This is a genomic window from Amycolatopsis sp. PS_44_ISF1 (genome assembly GCF_032335455.1).
In the GTDB taxonomy this organism is placed as follows: Bacteria; Actinomycetota; Actinomycetes; order Mycobacteriales; family Pseudonocardiaceae; genus Amycolatopsis.
In genome coordinates this window covers 3,224,386-3,241,766 of the sequence record NZ_JANUXO010000001.1, presented here as the reverse complement: position 1 = coordinate 3,241,766, position 17,381 = coordinate 3,224,386, and the positions used below count along the sequence as shown (strand labels likewise).

The window sequence follows — 17,381 nt, the reverse complement described above, 5'->3', positions numbered from 1 at the left end:
GGCAGTCCCCCGGGCACCAGCGGGCCGAGGACGGACGAGACAGCGAAGGCGGTCGAAAACACGCCGCCACCTCACCACAGCCCGCATCTGGCCCCGGTGAGCGCCCGCCGTACTTCGGCCGTGCCCCTCCGCTATGGGGTGCGTCTTCCCATCGCGGCTCCTTTCTCGTTTTCCGGTGTCAGTCGGTATCGGTGGTCGAACCGGCCCGTGTGCGAGGCCGGGGTGGTGGTGGGTCGACGGAGCGCCGGGCTGGACGCGGGAACGTTTCCGGCGGCGGCTACGAACCGGCGCCCAGCACGCGGCCGCTAAGCACCTTCCGAACGGTTGTTGAGCGTCTCTCTCGGGACCGGTAAGGGCTCCGGCGGGCGGGCGGCTGTTGTGTCACCTTTCGTCAACGGGAACCCCTCGATCGGGTGGTAATTCCGCGGTACGAAGACAGCCACGTCAGATGCGAACCGGTTCCCAGTGAAGCCAGGACGGTGTGCACGGACCACCGCTCGGAGCCTTCGGTTGCCACGCGTCAGGCGGCCATCACCTCCTCCATGATCGGGACCGCGTCCCGGTCCACGCGGAGCAGGAGGGAGGCCCAGCTCCGGTAGGGGCGCCAGGCTTCGGCCAGGAGCTCCAGGTCCGCGGCACCAACGGAATCCAGCAGGCCGTACTCCTCCCGTATGGCTTCGTGGAGGCGGAGGTCGGCCCGGGGGAAGAGATCCGGATGCCCGGCACCACGGGCCAGGATCTGCTCGGCGGAGAACTGGCCGATGCCGGGGATCTCGCGCAGCCGCTCGAGCGCCTCGGAGATCGGCAGACTGCGCAGCTCGGCCGGATCGAGGTAGCCCTGCGCGGCGGCTTTGGCCACGGCGCGCAATCGCGCGGTCCGGAAATCGGCCAAGCCCGGTCCGAAAGGCAGGTCCGCCATCACTCCTGGGGTGGGAAAGGACAACACCCGGTACCCGCCGACGTCGACGACCTTGCCGTAGCGCTCGGCCAGCCTCCGCCGAAACCTCATGGCCTGGCTGAACCTCATGCCCTGGGCGAGCACGGCCCAGCAGCCCGCCTCGTACGGCGAGGAGAACAGGACCGGTCGCAGGCCAGCTCGCCGCGACTGCAACCCGGCGATCACCGGGTCGCGGAAGCCGAGGCCGGTGTAGCGGGAACCGTCGACATCCAGCGACAGGATCCGGCTGACCTGGGCCAGCACCCGGCCGGCCGACTCCACCGGCGCGGACAGCTCGACCTCGACGGTGCCGAAGGCGCCGGCGGCGGACGAGCGCGCGGCGGACCGGATGCGACCGGGCCGGACCGGATCAGCCGGGCCGCCGGCGGACGACGTGGTGGCCGGTGGCGCTGAGCTGTGGGCGCCCCGGTTGGCGCTGGGGAGCGACAGCAGGGGCGAAACCGTGCAGGTGGGCCCGGAGGCGTGGGACAAGCCGGCACCGGAAACCCCGGAAGGGGCGGAGGAGACGACCCTGGAACGTCCGGAGGAGGCAGGAGAGGCGGGCGAGCCGGTGGTAAAGAGATCGGCGCCGGGCTCTCCGGGCGGTCTCTGCCGGATCGTCACTCCGACGTGGCGCCAGTCTCCGTCGGAGGGGAAGGCCAGGCGCAGAACGCCGCGCTCGGAGGCTGCGTCCGGACGGCCCGCCGGGCCGAAGCCGGCCAGGAAGCGGGTGGCTGCGGACAGCTCGAACGGGCCGCGCACGGCGATCTCGCCGAGGGGCAGCTCGGTGCGGGCCAGGATCGGTGTGGTCATCGGGGGTCCCTCCGCTGCGGCTCCGGGGTTGGAGGCCTTGGTGGAAACCCTAGGAACGGGGGCTGACAATCCGGGTCTTCGAACTGGTGATCGGGATTCGATTCACTCGATCGTGAGTAGTGGGTCGCAGGCATACTGCCGGTATCCGAACTTGCCGCCCCGAAGGAGCGCCTGTGCCGACCAGCCGTCCGACCGACCGGGATCAAGCCGCGGACCAGCCAGGAGAGCCGCCGGCCGTAGAGAGCCAACCGGCGTCACCGCCCGCCCCTCGACCGGCTGCACCACCGGCCGAGCCGATGACCAGCGCCGACCCCACCGCACGAGCCACCGCCGACGCGCCGACCGCGAAGCTGACCAGCCAGAAGCGGCTCAACCGCCTGCTCACCGGACCCGAGCGTCAGGCCGAATCCGGAACCACACCCCGCACCGGCGGAGGTTTCCTCGACGTACTGGGCGACGTCCCCCAGGCCGGACCGACCACCGGCCTCACCCAGCGCCTGATGCGCACGACGCTGCTCCCCCAGGTCTACGAGCGCTACTGGCGTCCAGCCCTAGGCCGGTTGTTCAAGGGTCCGTTCGGTCCGAGCATGGCGGGGGAGGTCCGCCTGGCGATCGAACTGCTGGCCCTGCGCCCGGGCCAGGTCGTGCTCGACGTCGCGTGTGGCACCGGCCGGTTCACCCGGGCATTCGGGGAAACCGTCGGCGAAGAAGGACTCGCCATCGGCCTCGACGGGGCCCGCGGCATGCTCGCCCGAGCCGCCGCGGAACGCAGTCCGGGCAGCGTCGCCTACCTCCGCGCGGACGCCGTCCGGCCGCCACTTCAGGAGTCCACTGTGGACGCCATCTGCTGCTTCGCCGCGCTGCACCTGTTCGACGAGCCCGAGCGCGCGCTGGACTCGTTCGCGCGGATCCTGCGGCCCGGCGGACGCGTCGTGCTGCTCACCAGCGCGCGCCCCGGCTGGCAGCCCGCGCGGCTGGTCGGCTCGGCCGGCGGGATCCTCAGCGGACAGCGGATGTTCGACCGCGGGGAGATCGCCGCGAGCCTGCGCGCCCGGGGCTTCCTCATCCTCAGTGAGCAGAGTTCCGGCGTCGTTCAGATCGTCGCCGGCAAGCGCCCCGAGTCGAGCTGATCCACTTCTGTCGGTGCCCCCGGTTAGCATCGGCCGCATGACCCACACCGCGCCCGTCCCACCCGACGACAGCCACCTGCGCGCCTTGCTCGAAGCCACGGCCGAAGCGGTCGAGGCCGCCGAACCACTCGGCTCCGACCACGTCGGAGCCGGTGCGGAGGTCCGTGCGGCCGTGAGCCGGGAGCTCCAAGCGCGCGCGGACGAGCTCGTCGCGCTGAGCCAGGACCTGCACGCCCACCCCGAGGAAGGCTTCACCGAGCGCCGCTCCGTCGGCGCGCTGGCCGATCTGCTGCGGGCGCACGGCCACGAGGTCGCGGTCGGGCTCGGCGGCCTCGACACGGCGTTGCGCGCCGGCTCCCCGGACCAGGGCGGCCCGCACATCGCCGTGCTGTCGGAGTACGACGCGCTGCCCGGGCTCGGCCACGCGTGCGGGCACAACGTCATCTGCACCGCGGGGGCCGGCGGTTTCCTCGGCGCCGCCGCGGTGGCGCAGCAGCTCGGCGGGCGCGTCTCCCTCATCGGCACGCCGGCCGAGGAAGGCGGCGGTGGCAAGGAAACCCTCGCGCGGGCGGGGGTGTTCGACGACGTCGACGCGGTGATCATGCTGCACCCGTTCAGCCACGACATCGCGCTGCACCCGTTCCTGGGTCGGCGCCAGCTGGAGATGGTGTTCCACGGGATCGGGGCCCACGCCTCCGCGCAGCCGTTCATGGGGCGCAACGCCCTGGACGCCGCCGTGGCCGCGTACCAAGGAGTGTCGGCGATGCGGCAGCAACTGCCGTCCACCGACCGCGTGCACGGCGTGTTCACCGACGGCGGTGCCCGGCCGAACGTGATCCCGGAGCGGGCGGCGCTGTTGTTCTACCTCCGTTCCGCGGATCCGCAGACCCTGCGCGACCTGGCGGAGCGGATGACCGCGATCGCGCGGGGCGCGGCGGAGATGACCGGTTGCGGGGTCGAGCTGAGCTGGGACGCGCAACCGGCGTACCTGCCGATCCGGTTCAACACCACACTCGCCGGGCGCTGGTCGGTCAACCAGGTCGGGACCGGCCGCAAACCGTTGCCGCCGGGCATCGTGCCGGAGTTCCTCACCGGCTCGACCGACCTGGGCAACCTGTCCTTCCGGATGCCCGCGCTGCACCCGATGATCGCGGTCTCCGAGCCCACGGTGGCCTTGCACACCAAGGAGTTCGCCGAGGCGGCCGGGTCACCGTCCGGGGACCGGGCCGTGGTCGACGGGGCCCTCGGGCTCGCTCTCACCGCCGCCGACTACCTGGCCGACGAGGCGCTGCGCAAGGCCGTGCACGACGAGTTCGAAGCCTCCGGAGGTGCGCTCGACGTCCCGTCCTTCTTCGACTGAGCGGTGGAGGCTGAGGAATGTCTGAGGATTCTCAGCTGATTCTTCTCAGCAAAGCCCCAGGGGTTTCCACAGGATTCTCACAAGCACGGGCGAGAACCTTGGTGCATGACCGAGAACGAGAGTCGGCCCGGCCCCGCCTCCACCGGTGGGCACCAGCCGCACCAGAACGTCCACCCCCAGTACGGCCCGTACCCCCAGTACGGCTACCAGCAGCCGGCCTCGCCGAACCCGCTCTTCACGCCGCCGGCGCCGCCGGTCCCGGCTCCGCGCCGGAGCCGCCGGCTCGCGGCCGTGGTCAGCGGCACGGCGCTGGCCGCCGCGCTGATCGGCGGTGGTGCCGGGGCCACGATCGTCGGGCTCACCGGGACCTCCGCCGCCGCTCCGGCCACGTCGTCGGCGGTCACCGGCCAGACGATCAGCAGCACCACCTCGACCGGCGACGTCAGTGCGGTCGCGGCGAAGGTCGTGCCGAGCGTCGTGCAGGTCAACGTGACCACCGCGCAGGGCGAGGCGATCGGCTCCGGGGTCATCCTCAGCTCCGACGGCCGGATCCTCACCAACGCCCACGTGGTCGACGGCGCCCGGAGCGTCACGATCACCACCTCGGACGGCAAGAAGTACCAGGCGAGTGTGGTCGGCGCCGACACCAAGGGCGATATCGCCGTGGTGCAGGCCCAGAACGCCAGCGGGCTGACCGCCGCCACCCTGGGCGACTCCGGAAAGCTCGTGGTCGGCCAGTCGGTCGTCGCCATCGGTTCGCCGGGCGGGCTGCAGAACACCGTGACCACCGGCATCGTCAGCGCGCTGAACCGGCCGCTGTCGGACGTCGGCGAGCAGCAGCAACAACAGCAGTCGCCGTTCGGCCGTCAGACCTCGAACGAGTCTTCGAGCAGCGGCCCGAGCTACACCGCCATCCAGACCGACGCCTCGATCAACCAGGGCAACTCCGGCGGCGCGCTGGTGAACGCCCAGGGCGAGGTCATCGGCATCAACTCCGCGCTCTACAGCCCGTCGGCCTCGGCCAGCGGTGCCGCGGGCAGCGTCGGGATCGGCTTCGCCATCCCGATCAACGACGCCAAGACGATCGTGAACCAGATCGTCAACGGCTGATCCGGTCGCGGACGGACCGCGGTCGGGGCGGCCCGTCCACTTTCTCGCTCACCGTTCGGGGTAAGGCGAGGAACCGGTGAAGGCCGCTCTCCCAGGGAATCGGGGCCCGGGGAGAGCGGCCTTCGCGCTGTCTGCCTGGCATCCGCCCGGTCTGCTGATCCCAGTGCAGCCGGTCGATCAGCGCCTCCGGTTGCCGAACAGCCCCCGCGTGACCTCACGGCCCAGCGCGTTCGCGGCGGAGCGCATGAACGACTTCACCGCCGGGTTGCTCATCGCCTGGGAGAGGAAACCGGGCTCCTCCTTCTGCGGCTTGGGCGCCTCCGCGGGCGTGTCCGGCTGCGCGGGTGGGTCCGCGGGTGGGTCCGCGGGCGCGGCGACCTTCGCAGCCAGCTTCTCGTAGGCCGATTCGCGGTCGATCGTCTCGCTGTACTTGGCGTGCAGGTCGGAACCGGTCACCGCGGCGGCGACGGCGTCCGCGCCGATCGAGCCCATCTTCGACCGCGGCGCGCGCAGCCGTGTCCAGGCGACCGGAGTCGGCGCGCCCCGTTCGGACAGCACGGTGACGATCGCCTCACCGATGCCCAGCGACGTCAGCGCCGATTCGAGGTCGTAGTGCGGCGTCTTCGGATACGTCTTGACCGTGCGGGTGAGCGCCTTCTGGTCGTCGGGAGTGAACGCGCGCAACGCGTGCTGCACCCGCGCACCGAGTTGCGAGAGCACCGCGTTCGGGATGTCCGTGGGCAGCTGGGTGCAGAAGAACACGCCGACGCCCTTGGACCGGATGAGCTTCACCGTCTGCTCGATGCGCTCCAGGAACGCCTTCGACGCGTCCGCGAAGAGAAGGTGCGCTTCGTCGAAGAAGAAGACGAGTTTGGGCTGGTCGAGGTCGCCCTCCTCGGGCAGTTCCTCGAACAGCTCGGCCAGCAGCCACATCAGGAAGGTGGAGAACAACGCGGGCTTGGACTGCAGGTTGTCCAGCTCCAGCAGGGTGACGACCCCCTTGCCGTCGGCCTGGCGCATCAGGTCGTGCACGTCCAGCTCGGGCTCGCCGAAGAAGTCCTCGCCGCCCTGGGCCTCCAGGTTGGACAGCGCGCGCAGGATCACCCCGGCCGTCGCGGCCGAGACGCCGCCGATGCCCTTGAGGTCGGCCTTGCCCTCGTCGCTGGTCAGGTGCGTGATCACCGCGCGCAGGTCCTTGGTGTCGAGCAGCGCGAGCCCGCGCTGGTCGGCCCAGTGGAAGATCAGGCCGAGGGTCGACTCCTGCGTCTCGTTCAGCCCCAGCACCTTGGACAGCAGGACCGGGCCGAAGCTGGTGATCGTCGCGCGGATCGGTGAGCCCTTTCCGCCCGTGCCCAGCGACAGGAACTGCACGGGCGCTGCGGCCGGCGCCCAGTCGTCCCCCAGCTCCTGGGCGCGTCCGGCCAGCTTGTCGCTCGGCTCGCCCGCCGCGGCCAGTCCCGAAAGATCACCTTTGACGTCGGCCAGCACCACCGGCACGCCCGCCGCGGACAACTGCTCCGAGATCAGCTGCAACGTCTTCGTCTTGCCCGTCCCGGTCGCGCCCGCGACCAGCCCGTGCCGGTTCAGCGTCGCCAGCGGCAGCCGCACCGCCGCGGATGCGTCCGCCCTCCCGTCGATCACCACGGCTCCCAGCTCCACCGCGCCGCCCTCGCTGACGTACCCCGCGGCGATGTCCGCCGCGGGCCCCGACCCCTGCTCGGCCACTGGCCGCACCCCGTTCCCGAGTCCGAAATCACACCGTTTCACTTGGCCGCCCGAGCGTAACGCGCCGAATGCGCAGGTAACCCCGCTGTCATCCCCGTGTCGGGTTAGGGTTGTCCAGGTGACCGACCACCTAGTCTGGATCGACTGCGAGATGACGGGGCTCGACCTCGGCAAGGACGCGTTGATCGAAATAGCCGCACTGGTGACCGACGCCGACCTCAACGTCCTCGGCGACGGCGTCGACATCGTCATCCACACCGACGAAGCCAAGCTCGACGGCATGCCCCAGGTCGTCCACGACATGCACGCCAAGTCCGGGCTCACCGAAGAGGTCCGCGCCTCCGCGGTCACCCTGGCCGAGGCCGAGCAGCGAGTGCTCGACTACATCCGCGAGTTCGTCCCGGACCCCGGCACGGCCCCGCTGGCGGGCAACTCCATCGGCACCGACCGCGGCTTCATCGCGCGTGACATGCCGGCGCTCGACAGCCACCTGCACTACCGCATGGTCGACGTGTCCTCGATCAAGGAACTCGTCCGCCGCTGGTACCCGCGGGTCTACTACGCCAAGCCGGAGAAGGGCCTCGCCCACCGCGCGCTGGCCGACATCAAGGAGTCCATCGGCGAGCTCGACTACTACCGCAGCGCCGCCTTCGTCCCCCAGCCCGGCCCGACCAGCGAACAGGCCAAGGCTGCCGCCGCCGAAGTGCAGGAACGCCACGGGGGGTAGCCCCCTGAAAAGCGCTCGCGCGGGCACGCTAGGATTGCCCACAGCAAGGCGGCCGAGAGGTCCCCTCGCAGATGGTGGGCGTAGCTCAGCTGGTAGAGCACCTGGTTGTGGTCCAGGAGGTCGCGGGTTCGAAACCCGTCGCTCACCCCACATCGACGCAGGTCAGAGTAGTGTTTCTGATCAGCGTCCCCGCAGGCCCCGAATTGTGTCCCCAAGGATCATGATTCGGGGTTCATCATGGCGACATGACAAGTCGTGACATCACCCCAGTTTGGACAGGCTTCTCCAAGCTGGGGTTTTTGCGCTCCCGATGATCTTGTGACCACGGTCACGAGGCGCTTCCACGACCGCCTCACCCACGCGAACCAAGCCGCGACCAGCCGATACGCCGTGGCTCTCCGCTTACGGGACCCCCGTGAAACCCCGCCTGAACACCCTGCTAATCTTTTCCACGTCGCCGAGGGAGACCAAAGCGGCGGGCAAGACAAGCGCCATTAGCTCAATTGGCAGAGCAGCTGGCTCTTAACCAGCGGGTTCGGGGTTCGAGTCCCTGATGGCGCACCCCACTGAATCGAAGCCCACCTGCGGGTATCCTTGATCACGAGGATCTTGCTGGTAGGCTTTGATCATGGGTGGGACCGGCGTGGGGCCGAATGAGACCGCGCCTGTCGGCCGCTGTTCTTGGCCTTCTTGTTGCGGGCCCGACATTCCTTGCGCCGTTTCCCGCTTCCTCGGCTTCGTATCGAGGCCGCCGCGTCGCGGGCCACCTCCAGCACCAGCGCCGCCGTTGCTTCAGCGGCGCGATGAGCCAGGCAAGGCAGGACACTGGTGTAGGTGTCGGCGGTGAGCACAATGCTCGAGTGCCCGAGCATCGCCTGCACCACCTTCAAGTCGTTCCCCGCCGCCAGAGACAGGCTCGCCGCCCCATGCCGCAGGTCGTGCAACCGGATCGGCGGCAACCCCGCCGCCGCCACCAGCCGGGTGAAGGTGTGCGTCACACACCCCGGGCTCAACGGCCCGCCATAGCGGTTGGTGAACAGAAACCCGACCGGCTCCTCCCCCTGCGCCTGTCGCTGTGATCGCAGTGCCCGCAGCTCGGCCACCAGGCCATGATCCAGCGCCAACGTGCGAACGCTCGTTTCAGTCTTCGGCGAGCACACCACCGTCCGGCCACCCCGGTCCTGAACCTGATGCGACACCTGTACAACCGCAGCGTCTAGGTCGAGATCGCACCAGCGCAGCCCGGTCGCCTCGCCGCGCCGCAATCCGAGCAGCGCGACCGCCAGATACAGCACGTAGAGCGGATGGTCACGTGCGTGTTCCAGGAACTCGGCCGTCTGCCGGGCCGTCCACACCGCCACCGGCGGCCGCTCCCCAGTCGCCCGCCAGTGCGCCACCCGCGCGTCTGTCCACACCACCGCACGCGGCCGCCGACCCGACGGCAACTCGACCAGATGCGCCGGGTTCCGCTCGATCAATCCCAGCCGGATCGCGCCGTTCAGCGCCGCATGCAGCGTCCCCCGGATCCGCACGAACGTGGCCGGCGACAGCGGCCGATCCCGTGTCGCGTTCGCCCGGGCCAACGCCACGAACATCGCCTGCACCCGCGCCACCGTCAACGACCGCAGCGGCACACTCCCCAGATGCGGCTTCAGATAGTCATTCACATGCTGGGTGTACAAGCGGCGGGTGTTGAAGCTCAAGGTCTGGCGCATCTCCAGCCAGATGTCCAACCACTGCCCCACCGTCACCGCGCTCCGCCCCGGCACCACATCAGCCCCAAGTAGGTACGCCCGCGCCTGCTCTGCGGCCGCACGGGACCGGAAGCCGCCACGACGTACCCGGTGCCGCCGGCCGTCCCGGCCACACGGCAGCTCCAACGAGAAATACCAACTCCCATGCCCCAGCTCAGTCAACCGCGGACACAGAGCACCTGGCTCGCCGCCGGCCTCTCCTCGCGCCTTGCAGCCGCACCGCTTGTAGACCGCTGCTCGTCCCATCACGACCTCCTTGTCGACCAGCTCAGCGTGCGCCCCCGCGGCCTCGACCACCACAGGCTGCCCGCGGGGATAGCCTGGACGAATGACCCGCGCCCAGGGACGCAGCCGCAGAGTGAAGGTGACCGTCGAAGCGATCGTCGACATCACCGACGAGAACGCACTCGAACAAGCCGCGCTCGCCGACATCGAGACAACATTTCACTGTCTCCGCCAACAGCGGCCGCAGCGTCACCCAGGTCCGGCCGGACGAACAGGACCACATCCGCGGGGACGCCATAGCTGCCGTGCAGTGGTTCATCGACGCAGGCGGCGTGATCGATGAACGGGCTGGCATCGCGTTCGTTGAGGCCACCGAGTCCGTGGTCGAGATCGACGAACTCGGCGTACCGCTCGCGGCCTGGCCTCAGTTCGCCGCTGTCATCCCTTTGTGCACCTGCGGCGCGGACGACTGCAATCAGTGCAGTGGCTTCCAAATCACACCACGAACAGCCGCGGCCCTGTGGACCGCAGCCGGAGTCCTGGCCGACCAGGCTTACGACGATGTCCTCGAACACGGTGACGAACCTGTGGACAACACTGGTGCCCGGTTGGTGTTCGACGAGTTCCCGCAGCTCACGTGGCGACAGAACCCCGTCTGGCGCCGGCAAGCCGCACGCTCTTTCGGCAACCTCAGCGACGGCCTCGCCTCCGGCCACTGGCCCCAACCCCGCTGCCCAGCCGAAGGAATGGCGCTGCACCTCATCCTCCGCTCCGCTGAAGCCACCGTCGACGATGATTGGGCCGGCTTCACCGAACGCTACGCAGACCTGCCCGAACACGAAGACGACCACGACTGGGACATGCTCACCGAAACTCTCTTCCAAGACATCGACATACTCGCACTCTTCAGCACACAACTCGACAGCATTGAAGTCCCCGACATCGACCAAAACCGAGAACTCGGCATCGGCGACTACCGGCCACAAGCCTGGTTCGAACAGTTCCTCAACGTGGACGCACGCGATCCACGACGGCCCTTCCGCCGCTGATCGAGATCAACAGTCCCGGACACCGAATTACGTGAGTGCCCACCAAACACCTACTTGCGCACCATCCGAACGCGCCGCCACAGTCGTTCCTGCCAACTGCCAACTGCCAACGCGACACCGAGCCGAGCAGCACGAAGGTAAGGCGCTCGCGGGCCGATGAACGCGTCATCGAGCATCTTCTCCACTCGCTCACCTCAAACCAGAAACCCTCCCGGTTAATTGTGTCAATTAATTTCGCATCAACCTCATTCGATTTAGCTGGAACATTTGCAACCGCTCACGCCCTCAGCCGCTTTCAGTCGACCTCATTCGAGCTTCAATTTCGCCCTTAAATCGCCCCTAGTTCGACAGGCAGGCACGCCAGCGCGTCGATCTACCGTGCCGCACGCGCCGTCGACCAGTGCGAAACGGCCCGGCTGCGCGAACGGGCGATCAGCGCACTGTCCGAGCCCGGCGCAGCGCTCGCGACGGTGTCGCCTGGGCTCGACAGCAGGATCTGGGTTTCCCTGCCGAACACCGACGATGCCCAGGAGAGTCGGCAGAACGCGACCCAGGCCGTCGTGACGACTCTACGTGCCGCCGGGCTGCGGCTCTCGTCGTCGCAGGAACCGCAGGGCACGAACTCGAGTGACCGGTTGGCACGAGACGAAGCGCTGTACGTCACCAGTGATGCTCCGGTACCCCCGCCGCCCGCAGCATCTCGAACAGCTCCGTGATGCACTGGGTGCATAGGCCGAGGCGGTCGTGAAGATCAGCCGGTGCGCAGCCGGGACAGCCCGATGAAGAACGCCGAGGTCGACTCGTCCCGGTCGCGGGCGTGCGCCCACCACTGGTGATCGTCGAGGCCGAGGAAGAAGACCGTGTGGTACTCGAGGCCTTTGCTCTTGTGGACGGTCATGAGCGCAACGGCGTCGGCGGATTCGAAGTCGTCGAATGCCGCAGTCCAGGTCTCGGCATGACCTGCGACCGCGGCCAGACGAGCTTGAAACGCATCTAGGATGACCTCCAGTTCCTCGCCGCGCGCGGCTGATCGGACGTAGCCGACCAGTGCGTCGGCACCGATCGAGCCGACGACCTGATCGACGGCTTCGCCCGGATCAGCGGCACCGGCTTGGTTGTCGGCGAGCCAACCCCGGGCCGCCCTGGCCATCTGGGAGAGCTCGTCGTGGACATAGCGGATCGCGGTGTCGTCGCCGGCGGCGCCGCGCATCTGCCGCAGCAAGGCGGATGTCTTGAGACACACCTGGCCGAGCCCGTCGGGCTGAGCCGCCAGCCGGGGACACCTAACTGCAGCCGGGTGACGTCGTTCTTGAGCAGGTCTTGCAGCCGCATCTTCCCGACCGCGGCGTCGTCGTTGCGCAGCAGGATCCCGTGTTGGGCCAGCGTCATGCGGAGGCGGAATTCGAGGTCGGCGACCTTCTGCCTGGCGACGAACGCGAAGTCGGCTGCGGTCCGGGCGGACCGCTCGATGTCACGTGCGATCCAGTCCGCCACGACGGCAGCCTCGCGGGCGAGGTTGGGTGACCGCCGCAGGCTGATGGGTTCACCCGCCGGTTCGGCCTCGATCCGGGATTCCGCGCGTACGGCCGCCGGGTCGAGCTTGCCGGCGATGACGTGCAGCAGCGCCACAAGGCGGTCGGTGGACCGGAGGTTCCAGGTCAGCGGGTACTCGCGGGCGGAGAACGTGGCGATGAAGCGGGGAACGGCGTCGGTGAGGGCGCCGGCGAAGCCCATGATGCGCCGCTTCCAGTCGCCGACGGCCGTCACCACGGCGTTGGTGCTGAAGGTGGTGTCGAGGAAGGAGAATTGCGCGATCTTGGTGTCCTGGAACTCGTCGACAAACACGGACGGGTAGGTGGCACGCAGGGCACGCCGCAGTTGGGGGAGCGTCCGGACCAAAAACTCGGCCAGCCGGTTGATCATGACGAAGTCGAGGAAGGGAGTCTCGGGGTGGAGGTGGCGTTCCTGCCACCAGCGCCATGCGGCCAAGCCGACGGCGTCGGCCGGATCACCGACCGGTGGCTCTGGCGGCAATGGCCAAGCACCGACGACTTTGGCCAGGAAGGTGGTTCTGGACAGACCGTCCAGGGCGACGCGCAGGGTGCCGGTCGTGCCGGCGGCGAGGTAGTTGATGAATTCTTGCTCTTCGCGTTCCTTCGGGAAGGCCAGCTCGTAGCGTCCGGGGATGGCCCATCCGGGCGGCAGGGAGGACTTGAACCGGTCGAGCACGCCTTTGGTGAAGGCGTCGAACGTCAGGGACGCAAACCGCCCCGCGTTTTCCGGTACACGCTGCTCGACGCGACGTGCAAGGTTTGCCGCGGCGTCGCGTTTGAAGGAGATCGAAAGGATCCGGTGTGGTGGCGCGCAGAGGCCGGTCTGCAGCAGGTAGGCCGCCCGCTGGGAGAGGAACTCGGTCTTGCCCGCCCCAGGCCCTGCGGTGACGACGGTGCAGCCCTCGTCACGTAATGCATCCCAAGCCGAGGTTTCGAGGTCGTCGATGCCGGTTGGGCACCAAGCCGCGGTCACCTCTTCGAGACCTCGGGGACCGGTTGGCGGGTTCACAGCTGCAGCTCCGCACGGATGGCGTCGATGAGGGCGGTGAGGGGTTCGGGGCCGTGTCGTAGTTGCTCGTCGGTGAGGCGGGCCAGAGCGCGCAGGTGAGAGCTGGGTTTGGAGCGGCTCAGGTACCGGTACCGGTACCATCGCAGATTCTCGTGCAGCTCCCCTGCCGATTCGGCATCGTCGGGGTTCCAGAATTCGTGCTTTAGTACTGCAACGACAGATTGTTACGATCTGTCGTTGCAGTACTAAGAGCGTGTCCTGCATGGTTGTCGTTCGTTGTGTTGATCATGGTTGAGGGTCGGTGGTCGTGGATCGTGCCGGCGGGCTTGTGGGATCTGGCTCGGCCGCTGTTGCCTGCGCCGAGGGTGCGTCCGCAAGGCGGCGGGGTGCGGAACATCGAGGACGAGGCGGTCTTCGCCGCGATCGTGTACGTGCTGGTGTCGGGGTGCGCGTGGCGGGCGCTGCCACCGTGTTTCGGTGCCTCGAAGTCGACGGTGCACCGCAGGTTCGCCATCTGGGCCCGAGCGGGTGTGTGGGCCCGTCTTCACCGCGCGGTGGTGAGCAGAATGAGTGAAGCCGGGTTGATTGACCTGTCCCGGGTCGTGCTGGACACCGCGCACGTGAGGGCGAAAAAGGGGGCGAACATACAGGTCCGAGCCCCGTGGACCGGGGTAAGCCGGGTACCAAGATGCACATCTTGTCCGATCGGAGCGCAATGCCTCTCGTGGTCGGTGTCTCACGTGGTAACACCGTCGGCGGTGACGGGCTGAAGCCCCTTGTCGCCGGTCTGCTTTCGCGCCACGACCCGCGCCGTGGCCGGATCGCGAAGCCCCGAAAGCCGCACGCCGACAAGGCTTACGACATCCCCGCCCTGCGGCGATGGCTACGCGGGAAGCGGATCGGTGTCCGCATCGCCCGCAGAGGCGTCGAGTCTTCCCAGCGGCTGGGCCGTCACCGCTGGGCCATCGAACGCACCATGTCCTGGCTGACCGGCTACCGGCGCCTCTCACCTTGCTACGACAGGCTTCCGCGTAACTACCTGGCCTTCCTCGACCTGGCCGCGGCCATGCACTGCTGGAAGCGTCTCCTCAAAACCACCATATAGGACACGCGCTAAGCCATCTCACCAGTCTCAACCCCGGATCCCGCGGAGGAAGATGGCGATCCCGGCCAGGTACTGTTCGCGGTCATCATGGGCGCGCAGATGCGCCGCCGCCTGCTGGACGACCTGGTCGGCGTCTTGCTCGGTCCATGCGGCGGCCAGGGCGTCGAGGTAGCGCTGCCGCTCGATCTCGTCGGTGGAGTGGCGGGCCCCGGCGGCGAAACGGGCGGCCGAGCCGAAGATGTAGCTCGCCAGCGCGGCGCCGGCGTCGGATCTCGCTGCACCGTGGACACCGAGGTCGCGCAGTCGCCCGGCGATGGTTTTCCAGATCCGCAGCACGGCCGGCTGGAGGGGTTCACGGGCGAGCTGGGCTCCGACCCACGGGTGGGCGTCGAGGGCGTCGAAGATCGCGAGCGAGAGGTCCCGGATCGCCCTGTTCGGGTCGGTGTCGTCGGCGGGGTCCTCGGTGGCCGCACGGATGACGGCGTCGGCGGCATCGGCGAGGAGATCCCCCACCCCCGCGACGTGGTGGTAGATCGCCCCCCGGCCGGTCGACAGGTGGCTCGTCAGTGCTCGGACGGTCAGGCCCTGCTCACCATCCGCGTCCAGGAGTTCGATCGCCGCCGCGACGATCCGTGGCCGGGACAGGGCATCACGCCGTCTCGGGGCCCGCACCGGAGGAGTAGTCACAGCTCATCTTGACATGAATGGACCCGTGGTCCAAAGTCGGATTGTTGGACCGGTGGTCCAACACGATGAGAGGAGCTCCATGACCACTCCCGTTACCGTCGTCGGTGCCGGACTGGGCGGTTTGACACTGGCCCGCGTGCTACACCTCCACGACGTCCCCGTCACCGTCTACGAGGCCGACACCTCGGTGCGCGCCCGCGCGCAAGGCGGCCAACTCGATCTGCACGAGCACAACGGGCAATACGCCCTCCACCTCGCCGGCCTGGATGAGGAGTACCGCTCGATCCTGCACCGGGGCGGTGCCGCCCAACGGGTGTGCAACCGGCACGCAGTGGTCCTCGGCGACGTCCCCGACAACGGATCGATGGCCAAACCCGAAGCGCTACGCGGCGACATCCGCGGCATCCTGCTCGACTCCCTGCCCGCCGGGACGGTGCGCTGGGGCGCGAAGCTCGTCTCCGCGACCGCAGTCGGCGACGGGCGGCACGAACTCGCCTTCGCCGACGGCTCGACCGTCACGACCGGCCTGCTGGTCGGCGCGGACGGCACCTGGTCCAAGGTGCGGTCGCTCGTCTCCGAGCACACCCCGGCCTACACGGGGATGAGCTACATCGACACCTACCTGCACGATGTCGAGCGCCGTCACGTCGCCAGCGCCGCGATCGTCGGGGACGGCGCGCTCTACGCCCTGGAACCCGGCGGGGGGTTCCTCGCCCACCGCGAGGCCGGCGACACCATCCACACCCACGTCAGCCTGTCCCGGCCCGTCGAGTGGTTCGACACCCTGGACTTCGCCGACCCCGACGCCACCCGCACCGCCATCACCGCGCAGTTCGACGGCTGGGCGCCAGAACTGACCGCGCTCATCGCCCACAGCGACACCGACCCGGTGCTGCGCAGCATCTACCAGCTCCCCGACCGCCACCAGTGGGCCCGAGTCCCCGGCGTGACCCTCCTCGGGGACGCCGCCCACGTCACCGTCCCCGGCGGCGAAGGCGCCAACCTGGCCATGCTCGACGGCGCCGAACTCGCCCAGGCCATCGCCGCGCACCCCGACAACACCGAGGCCGCCTTGGCCACCTACGAAGCGGGAATGTTCCCGCGCAGCCACAGCGAAGCGCTAGCGGCCCGCGACACCGTCGAACTGATCTTCGGCCACGGCGCACCGCACGCCCTCGCCCGGCTGTTCAACGGCCACGAGTAACGGCAACCGGGTCCCGGGCGAATGTCAGCATCGAGGCGACATCACTGACACCGCGAGCGGCTGCCATGGAAGTGAGTCCACTGACACCGGGTGTCGCCGATCTACTGACGCGCGGTGTCGTCTGCCGGGTCAGCGAGTTGTCGCCTTACAGAAGGGGTACCACCCACGGCCGTGTTCCCGCAGGAGCCGAACCGCCACTTGTCAGATAATACGGCATTATCTGACCAGTACGGGTTCGAGCAAGTCGCCACTCCCTCGGGGATTCTGGTTGTTCCACGAATTGGATATATTTCAGCGAAATTTGCTGATCTGATGGAAGCTGGCAATGGACACCCCGCGCGTGCTGAGGTTGTCGTTCGAGATCCGGATCCCGCCGGGGCTGAAGGCGAACGTGCACGGGAACCGGGTGGAGGCAGCGGTCGCCGCGTTCACCGGGGCGGTGCAAGGGCTGGCGGGGTCGGTGTTCCCGTGGGCGGACCGGATCGTGGCCCGGCACAGCTGGTCATATGAGTGGTTTTCCGGCCAGGACGATCTGCCGCTGCCGGCCACGGAGCGGAACACCGTGCCCGGTCCCGTCGCGTCATGACCGCCGCGGGAGACCGGCTCAGCAGCGAGGCGGAGTTCGAGGCTGCGCAGTACGCCGCGATCGACGCGGTGATCGAGGACCCGCGCTCGGGCCGGTTCCCGCAGCGGCGGGACGTGCTGGCCGAGGGACTGGGCTGGCTGGAGGCCGGGATGTACTGCACCGCGTGCCTCGAGGGCCGGTGCGATGAGGCCGGGCCACGGCACGCCGCGAGCGCGGTGGCCCGGGAGCGCCGGTCCCGGTGGGCCGCGGTGGGGCTGCTGCCGTGGGCTCGGCGGCCGAGCGGGCCTGGACGGGGCTGAACGAGCGGCAGCGGCTGTATCTGTCGGCGATTTTCGAGTTCGACCAGGCCGCCGAGGCCGACGTCAAACGCCGCTCGGCGAAACGCATGGCTGTCCCGCCTGCAGCGG

Annotated in this window: 15 protein-coding genes and 2 tRNA genes; 11 read left to right on the top strand and 6 right to left on the bottom strand. The window is 68.9% G+C overall.

Translation table 11 applies throughout. The features are described from left to right. Positions 1 to 520: 520 nt before the first annotated feature. Positions 521 to 1,750 carry a hypothetical protein gene (locus NYF13_RS14505; protein ID WP_315656942.1) on the bottom strand — a complete coding sequence of 410 codons (1,230 nt, stop codon included), beginning with the start codon at positions 1,748 to 1,750 and terminating at the stop codon, positions 521 to 523. 296 nt (positions 1,751 to 2,046) lie between these two features. On the opposite strand from NYF13_RS14505, the gene NYF13_RS14500 reads away from it, so the two are divergent. The 3 genes from NYF13_RS14500 to NYF13_RS14490 all read left to right on the top strand — a co-directional run bounded on the left by NYF13_RS14500 (position 2,047) and on the right by NYF13_RS14490 (position 5,350). Next, complete coding sequence (locus NYF13_RS14500; protein ID WP_315656941.1) at positions 2,047 to 2,880, top strand: methyltransferase domain-containing protein; 834 nt, start codon at positions 2,047 to 2,049, stop codon at positions 2,878 to 2,880. A 37-nt stretch (positions 2,881 to 2,917) separates the two neighbouring features. Further along, positions 2,918 to 4,240: a M20 family metallopeptidase gene (locus NYF13_RS14495; RefSeq protein ID WP_315656939.1), complete on the top strand. Its 1,323-nt coding sequence runs from the start codon at positions 2,918 to 2,920 to the stop codon at positions 4,238 to 4,240. Between the two features lie 105 nt (positions 4,241 to 4,345). Next, a complete protein-coding gene (locus NYF13_RS14490; RefSeq protein WP_315656938.1) occupies positions 4,346 to 5,350 on the top strand; it encodes a trypsin-like peptidase domain-containing protein in 1,005 nt (334 codons plus the stop codon). A 177-nt stretch (positions 5,351 to 5,527) separates the two neighbouring features. Here the strand turns inward: NYF13_RS14490 and NYF13_RS14485 are convergent, their stop codons facing one another. Beyond that, on the bottom strand, positions 5,528 to 7,075 hold the full coding sequence (locus tag NYF13_RS14485; protein ID WP_315656937.1) for a helicase HerA-like domain-containing protein: 1,548 nt from the start codon (positions 7,073 to 7,075) through the stop codon (positions 5,528 to 5,530). Between the two features lie 118 nt (positions 7,076 to 7,193). Here NYF13_RS14485 and orn point away from each other — a divergent pair, with 118 nt between their 5' ends. The 3 genes from orn to NYF13_RS14470 all read left to right on the top strand — a co-directional run bounded on the left by orn (position 7,194) and on the right by NYF13_RS14470 (position 8,363). Continuing rightward, a complete protein-coding gene (gene orn, locus NYF13_RS14480) occupies positions 7,194 to 7,802 on the top strand; it encodes an oligoribonuclease (protein WP_315656936.1) in 609 nt (202 codons plus the stop codon). 74 nt (positions 7,803 to 7,876) lie between these two features. After that, a tRNA-His gene (locus tag NYF13_RS14475) sits at positions 7,877 to 7,952 on the top strand. Between the two features lie 338 nt (positions 7,953 to 8,290). After that, a tRNA-Lys gene (locus tag NYF13_RS14470) sits at positions 8,291 to 8,363 on the top strand. Positions 8,364 to 8,428: 65 nt separating this feature from the next. Here NYF13_RS14470 and NYF13_RS14465 read toward each other — a convergent pair. Next, the gene (locus tag NYF13_RS14465) at positions 8,429 to 9,988 is read right to left on the bottom strand and encodes a site-specific integrase (RefSeq protein WP_315656935.1); all 1,560 of its coding nucleotides are present in this window, start codon (positions 9,986 to 9,988) and stop codon (positions 8,429 to 8,431) included. Between the two features lie 98 nt (positions 9,989 to 10,086). Between NYF13_RS14465 and NYF13_RS14460 the strand changes: the two genes are divergently transcribed. Continuing rightward, positions 10,087 to 10,830, top strand: a complete 744-nt coding sequence (locus NYF13_RS14460; RefSeq protein ID WP_315656933.1) for a hypothetical protein — start codon at positions 10,087 to 10,089, stop codon at positions 10,828 to 10,830. A 751-nt stretch (positions 10,831 to 11,581) separates the two neighbouring features. Here the strand turns inward: NYF13_RS14460 and NYF13_RS14455 are convergent. Both NYF13_RS14455 and NYF13_RS14450 read right to left on the bottom strand, forming a co-directional pair. Continuing rightward, positions 11,582 to 11,806 carry a 3'-5' exonuclease gene (locus NYF13_RS14455; protein ID WP_315657339.1) on the bottom strand — a complete coding sequence of 75 codons (225 nt, stop codon included), beginning with the start codon at positions 11,804 to 11,806 and terminating at the stop codon, positions 11,582 to 11,584. Between the two features lie 17 nt (positions 11,807 to 11,823). Next, entirely contained in the window at positions 11,824 to 13,356 is a 1,533-nt protein-coding gene (locus NYF13_RS14450) for an ATP-dependent helicase (RefSeq protein WP_315656931.1), read from the bottom strand. A 323-nt stretch (positions 13,357 to 13,679) separates the two neighbouring features. On the opposite strand from NYF13_RS14450, the gene NYF13_RS14445 reads away from it, so the two are divergent. After that, a protein-coding gene (locus NYF13_RS14445) for an IS5 family transposase (RefSeq protein ID WP_396287290.1) occupies positions 13,680 to 14,497 on the top strand; the annotation gives its coding sequence in 2 pieces (ribosomal slippage) (positions 13,680 to 14,022 and positions 14,022 to 14,497; 819 coding nt in all). A gap of 27 nt (positions 14,498 to 14,524) precedes the next feature. Here NYF13_RS14445 and NYF13_RS14440 read toward each other — a convergent pair. Beyond that, the gene (locus NYF13_RS14440; RefSeq protein ID WP_315656930.1) at positions 14,525 to 15,184 is read right to left on the bottom strand and encodes a TetR/AcrR family transcriptional regulator; all 660 of its coding nucleotides are present in this window, start codon (positions 15,182 to 15,184) and stop codon (positions 14,525 to 14,527) included. Positions 15,185 to 15,263: 79 nt separating this feature from the next. Here NYF13_RS14440 and NYF13_RS14435 point away from each other — a divergent pair, with 79 nt between their 5' ends. From NYF13_RS14435 to NYF13_RS14425, 3 genes are all read left to right on the top strand, one after another. Further along, positions 15,264 to 16,388, top strand: coding sequence for an NAD(P)/FAD-dependent oxidoreductase (locus NYF13_RS14435; RefSeq protein WP_315656929.1), 1,125 nt, complete (start codon positions 15,264 to 15,266; stop codon positions 16,386 to 16,388). A 325-nt stretch (positions 16,389 to 16,713) separates the two neighbouring features. Then, positions 16,714 to 16,974 carry a hypothetical protein gene (locus NYF13_RS14430; RefSeq protein WP_315656927.1) on the top strand — a complete coding sequence of 87 codons (261 nt, stop codon included), beginning with the start codon at positions 16,714 to 16,716 and terminating at the stop codon, positions 16,972 to 16,974. Next, positions 16,971 to 17,273 (top strand): hypothetical protein, encoded by a 303-nt coding sequence (locus tag NYF13_RS14425; RefSeq protein WP_315656926.1) that lies wholly within the window; start codon positions 16,971 to 16,973, stop codon positions 17,271 to 17,273. The genes NYF13_RS14430 and NYF13_RS14425 overlap by 4 nt, the downstream gene beginning before the upstream one ends. Positions 17,274 to 17,381: the final 108 nt, after the last annotated feature.

What these genes read in the sequence shown, in the direction of transcription:
- NYF13_RS14505 (WP_315656942.1), bottom strand. Translation starts at nt 1,750, where the DNA reads ATGACCACACCGATCCTGGCCCGCACCGAGCTGCCCCTCGGCGAGATC.
- NYF13_RS14500 (WP_315656941.1), top strand. Translation starts at nt 2,047, where the DNA reads ATGACCAGCGCCGACCCCACCGCACGAGCCACCGCCGACGCGCCGACC.
- NYF13_RS14495 (WP_315656939.1), top strand. Translation starts at nt 2,918, where the DNA reads ATGACCCACACCGCGCCCGTCCCACCCGACGACAGCCACCTGCGCGCC.
- NYF13_RS14490 (WP_315656938.1), top strand. Translation starts at nt 4,346, where the DNA reads ATGACCGAGAACGAGAGTCGGCCCGGCCCCGCCTCCACCGGTGGGCAC.
- NYF13_RS14465 (WP_315656935.1), bottom strand. Translation starts at nt 9,988, where the DNA reads ATGTCGGCGAGCGCGGCTTGTTCGAGTGCGTTCTCGTCGGTGATGTCG.
- NYF13_RS14435 (WP_315656929.1), top strand. Translation starts at nt 15,264, where the DNA reads ATGACCACTCCCGTTACCGTCGTCGGTGCCGGACTGGGCGGTTTGACA.
- NYF13_RS14430 (WP_315656927.1), top strand. Translation starts at nt 16,714, where the DNA reads ATGGACACCCCGCGCGTGCTGAGGTTGTCGTTCGAGATCCGGATCCCG.
- NYF13_RS14425 (WP_315656926.1), top strand. Translation starts at nt 16,971, where the DNA reads ATGACCGCCGCGGGAGACCGGCTCAGCAGCGAGGCGGAGTTCGAGGCT.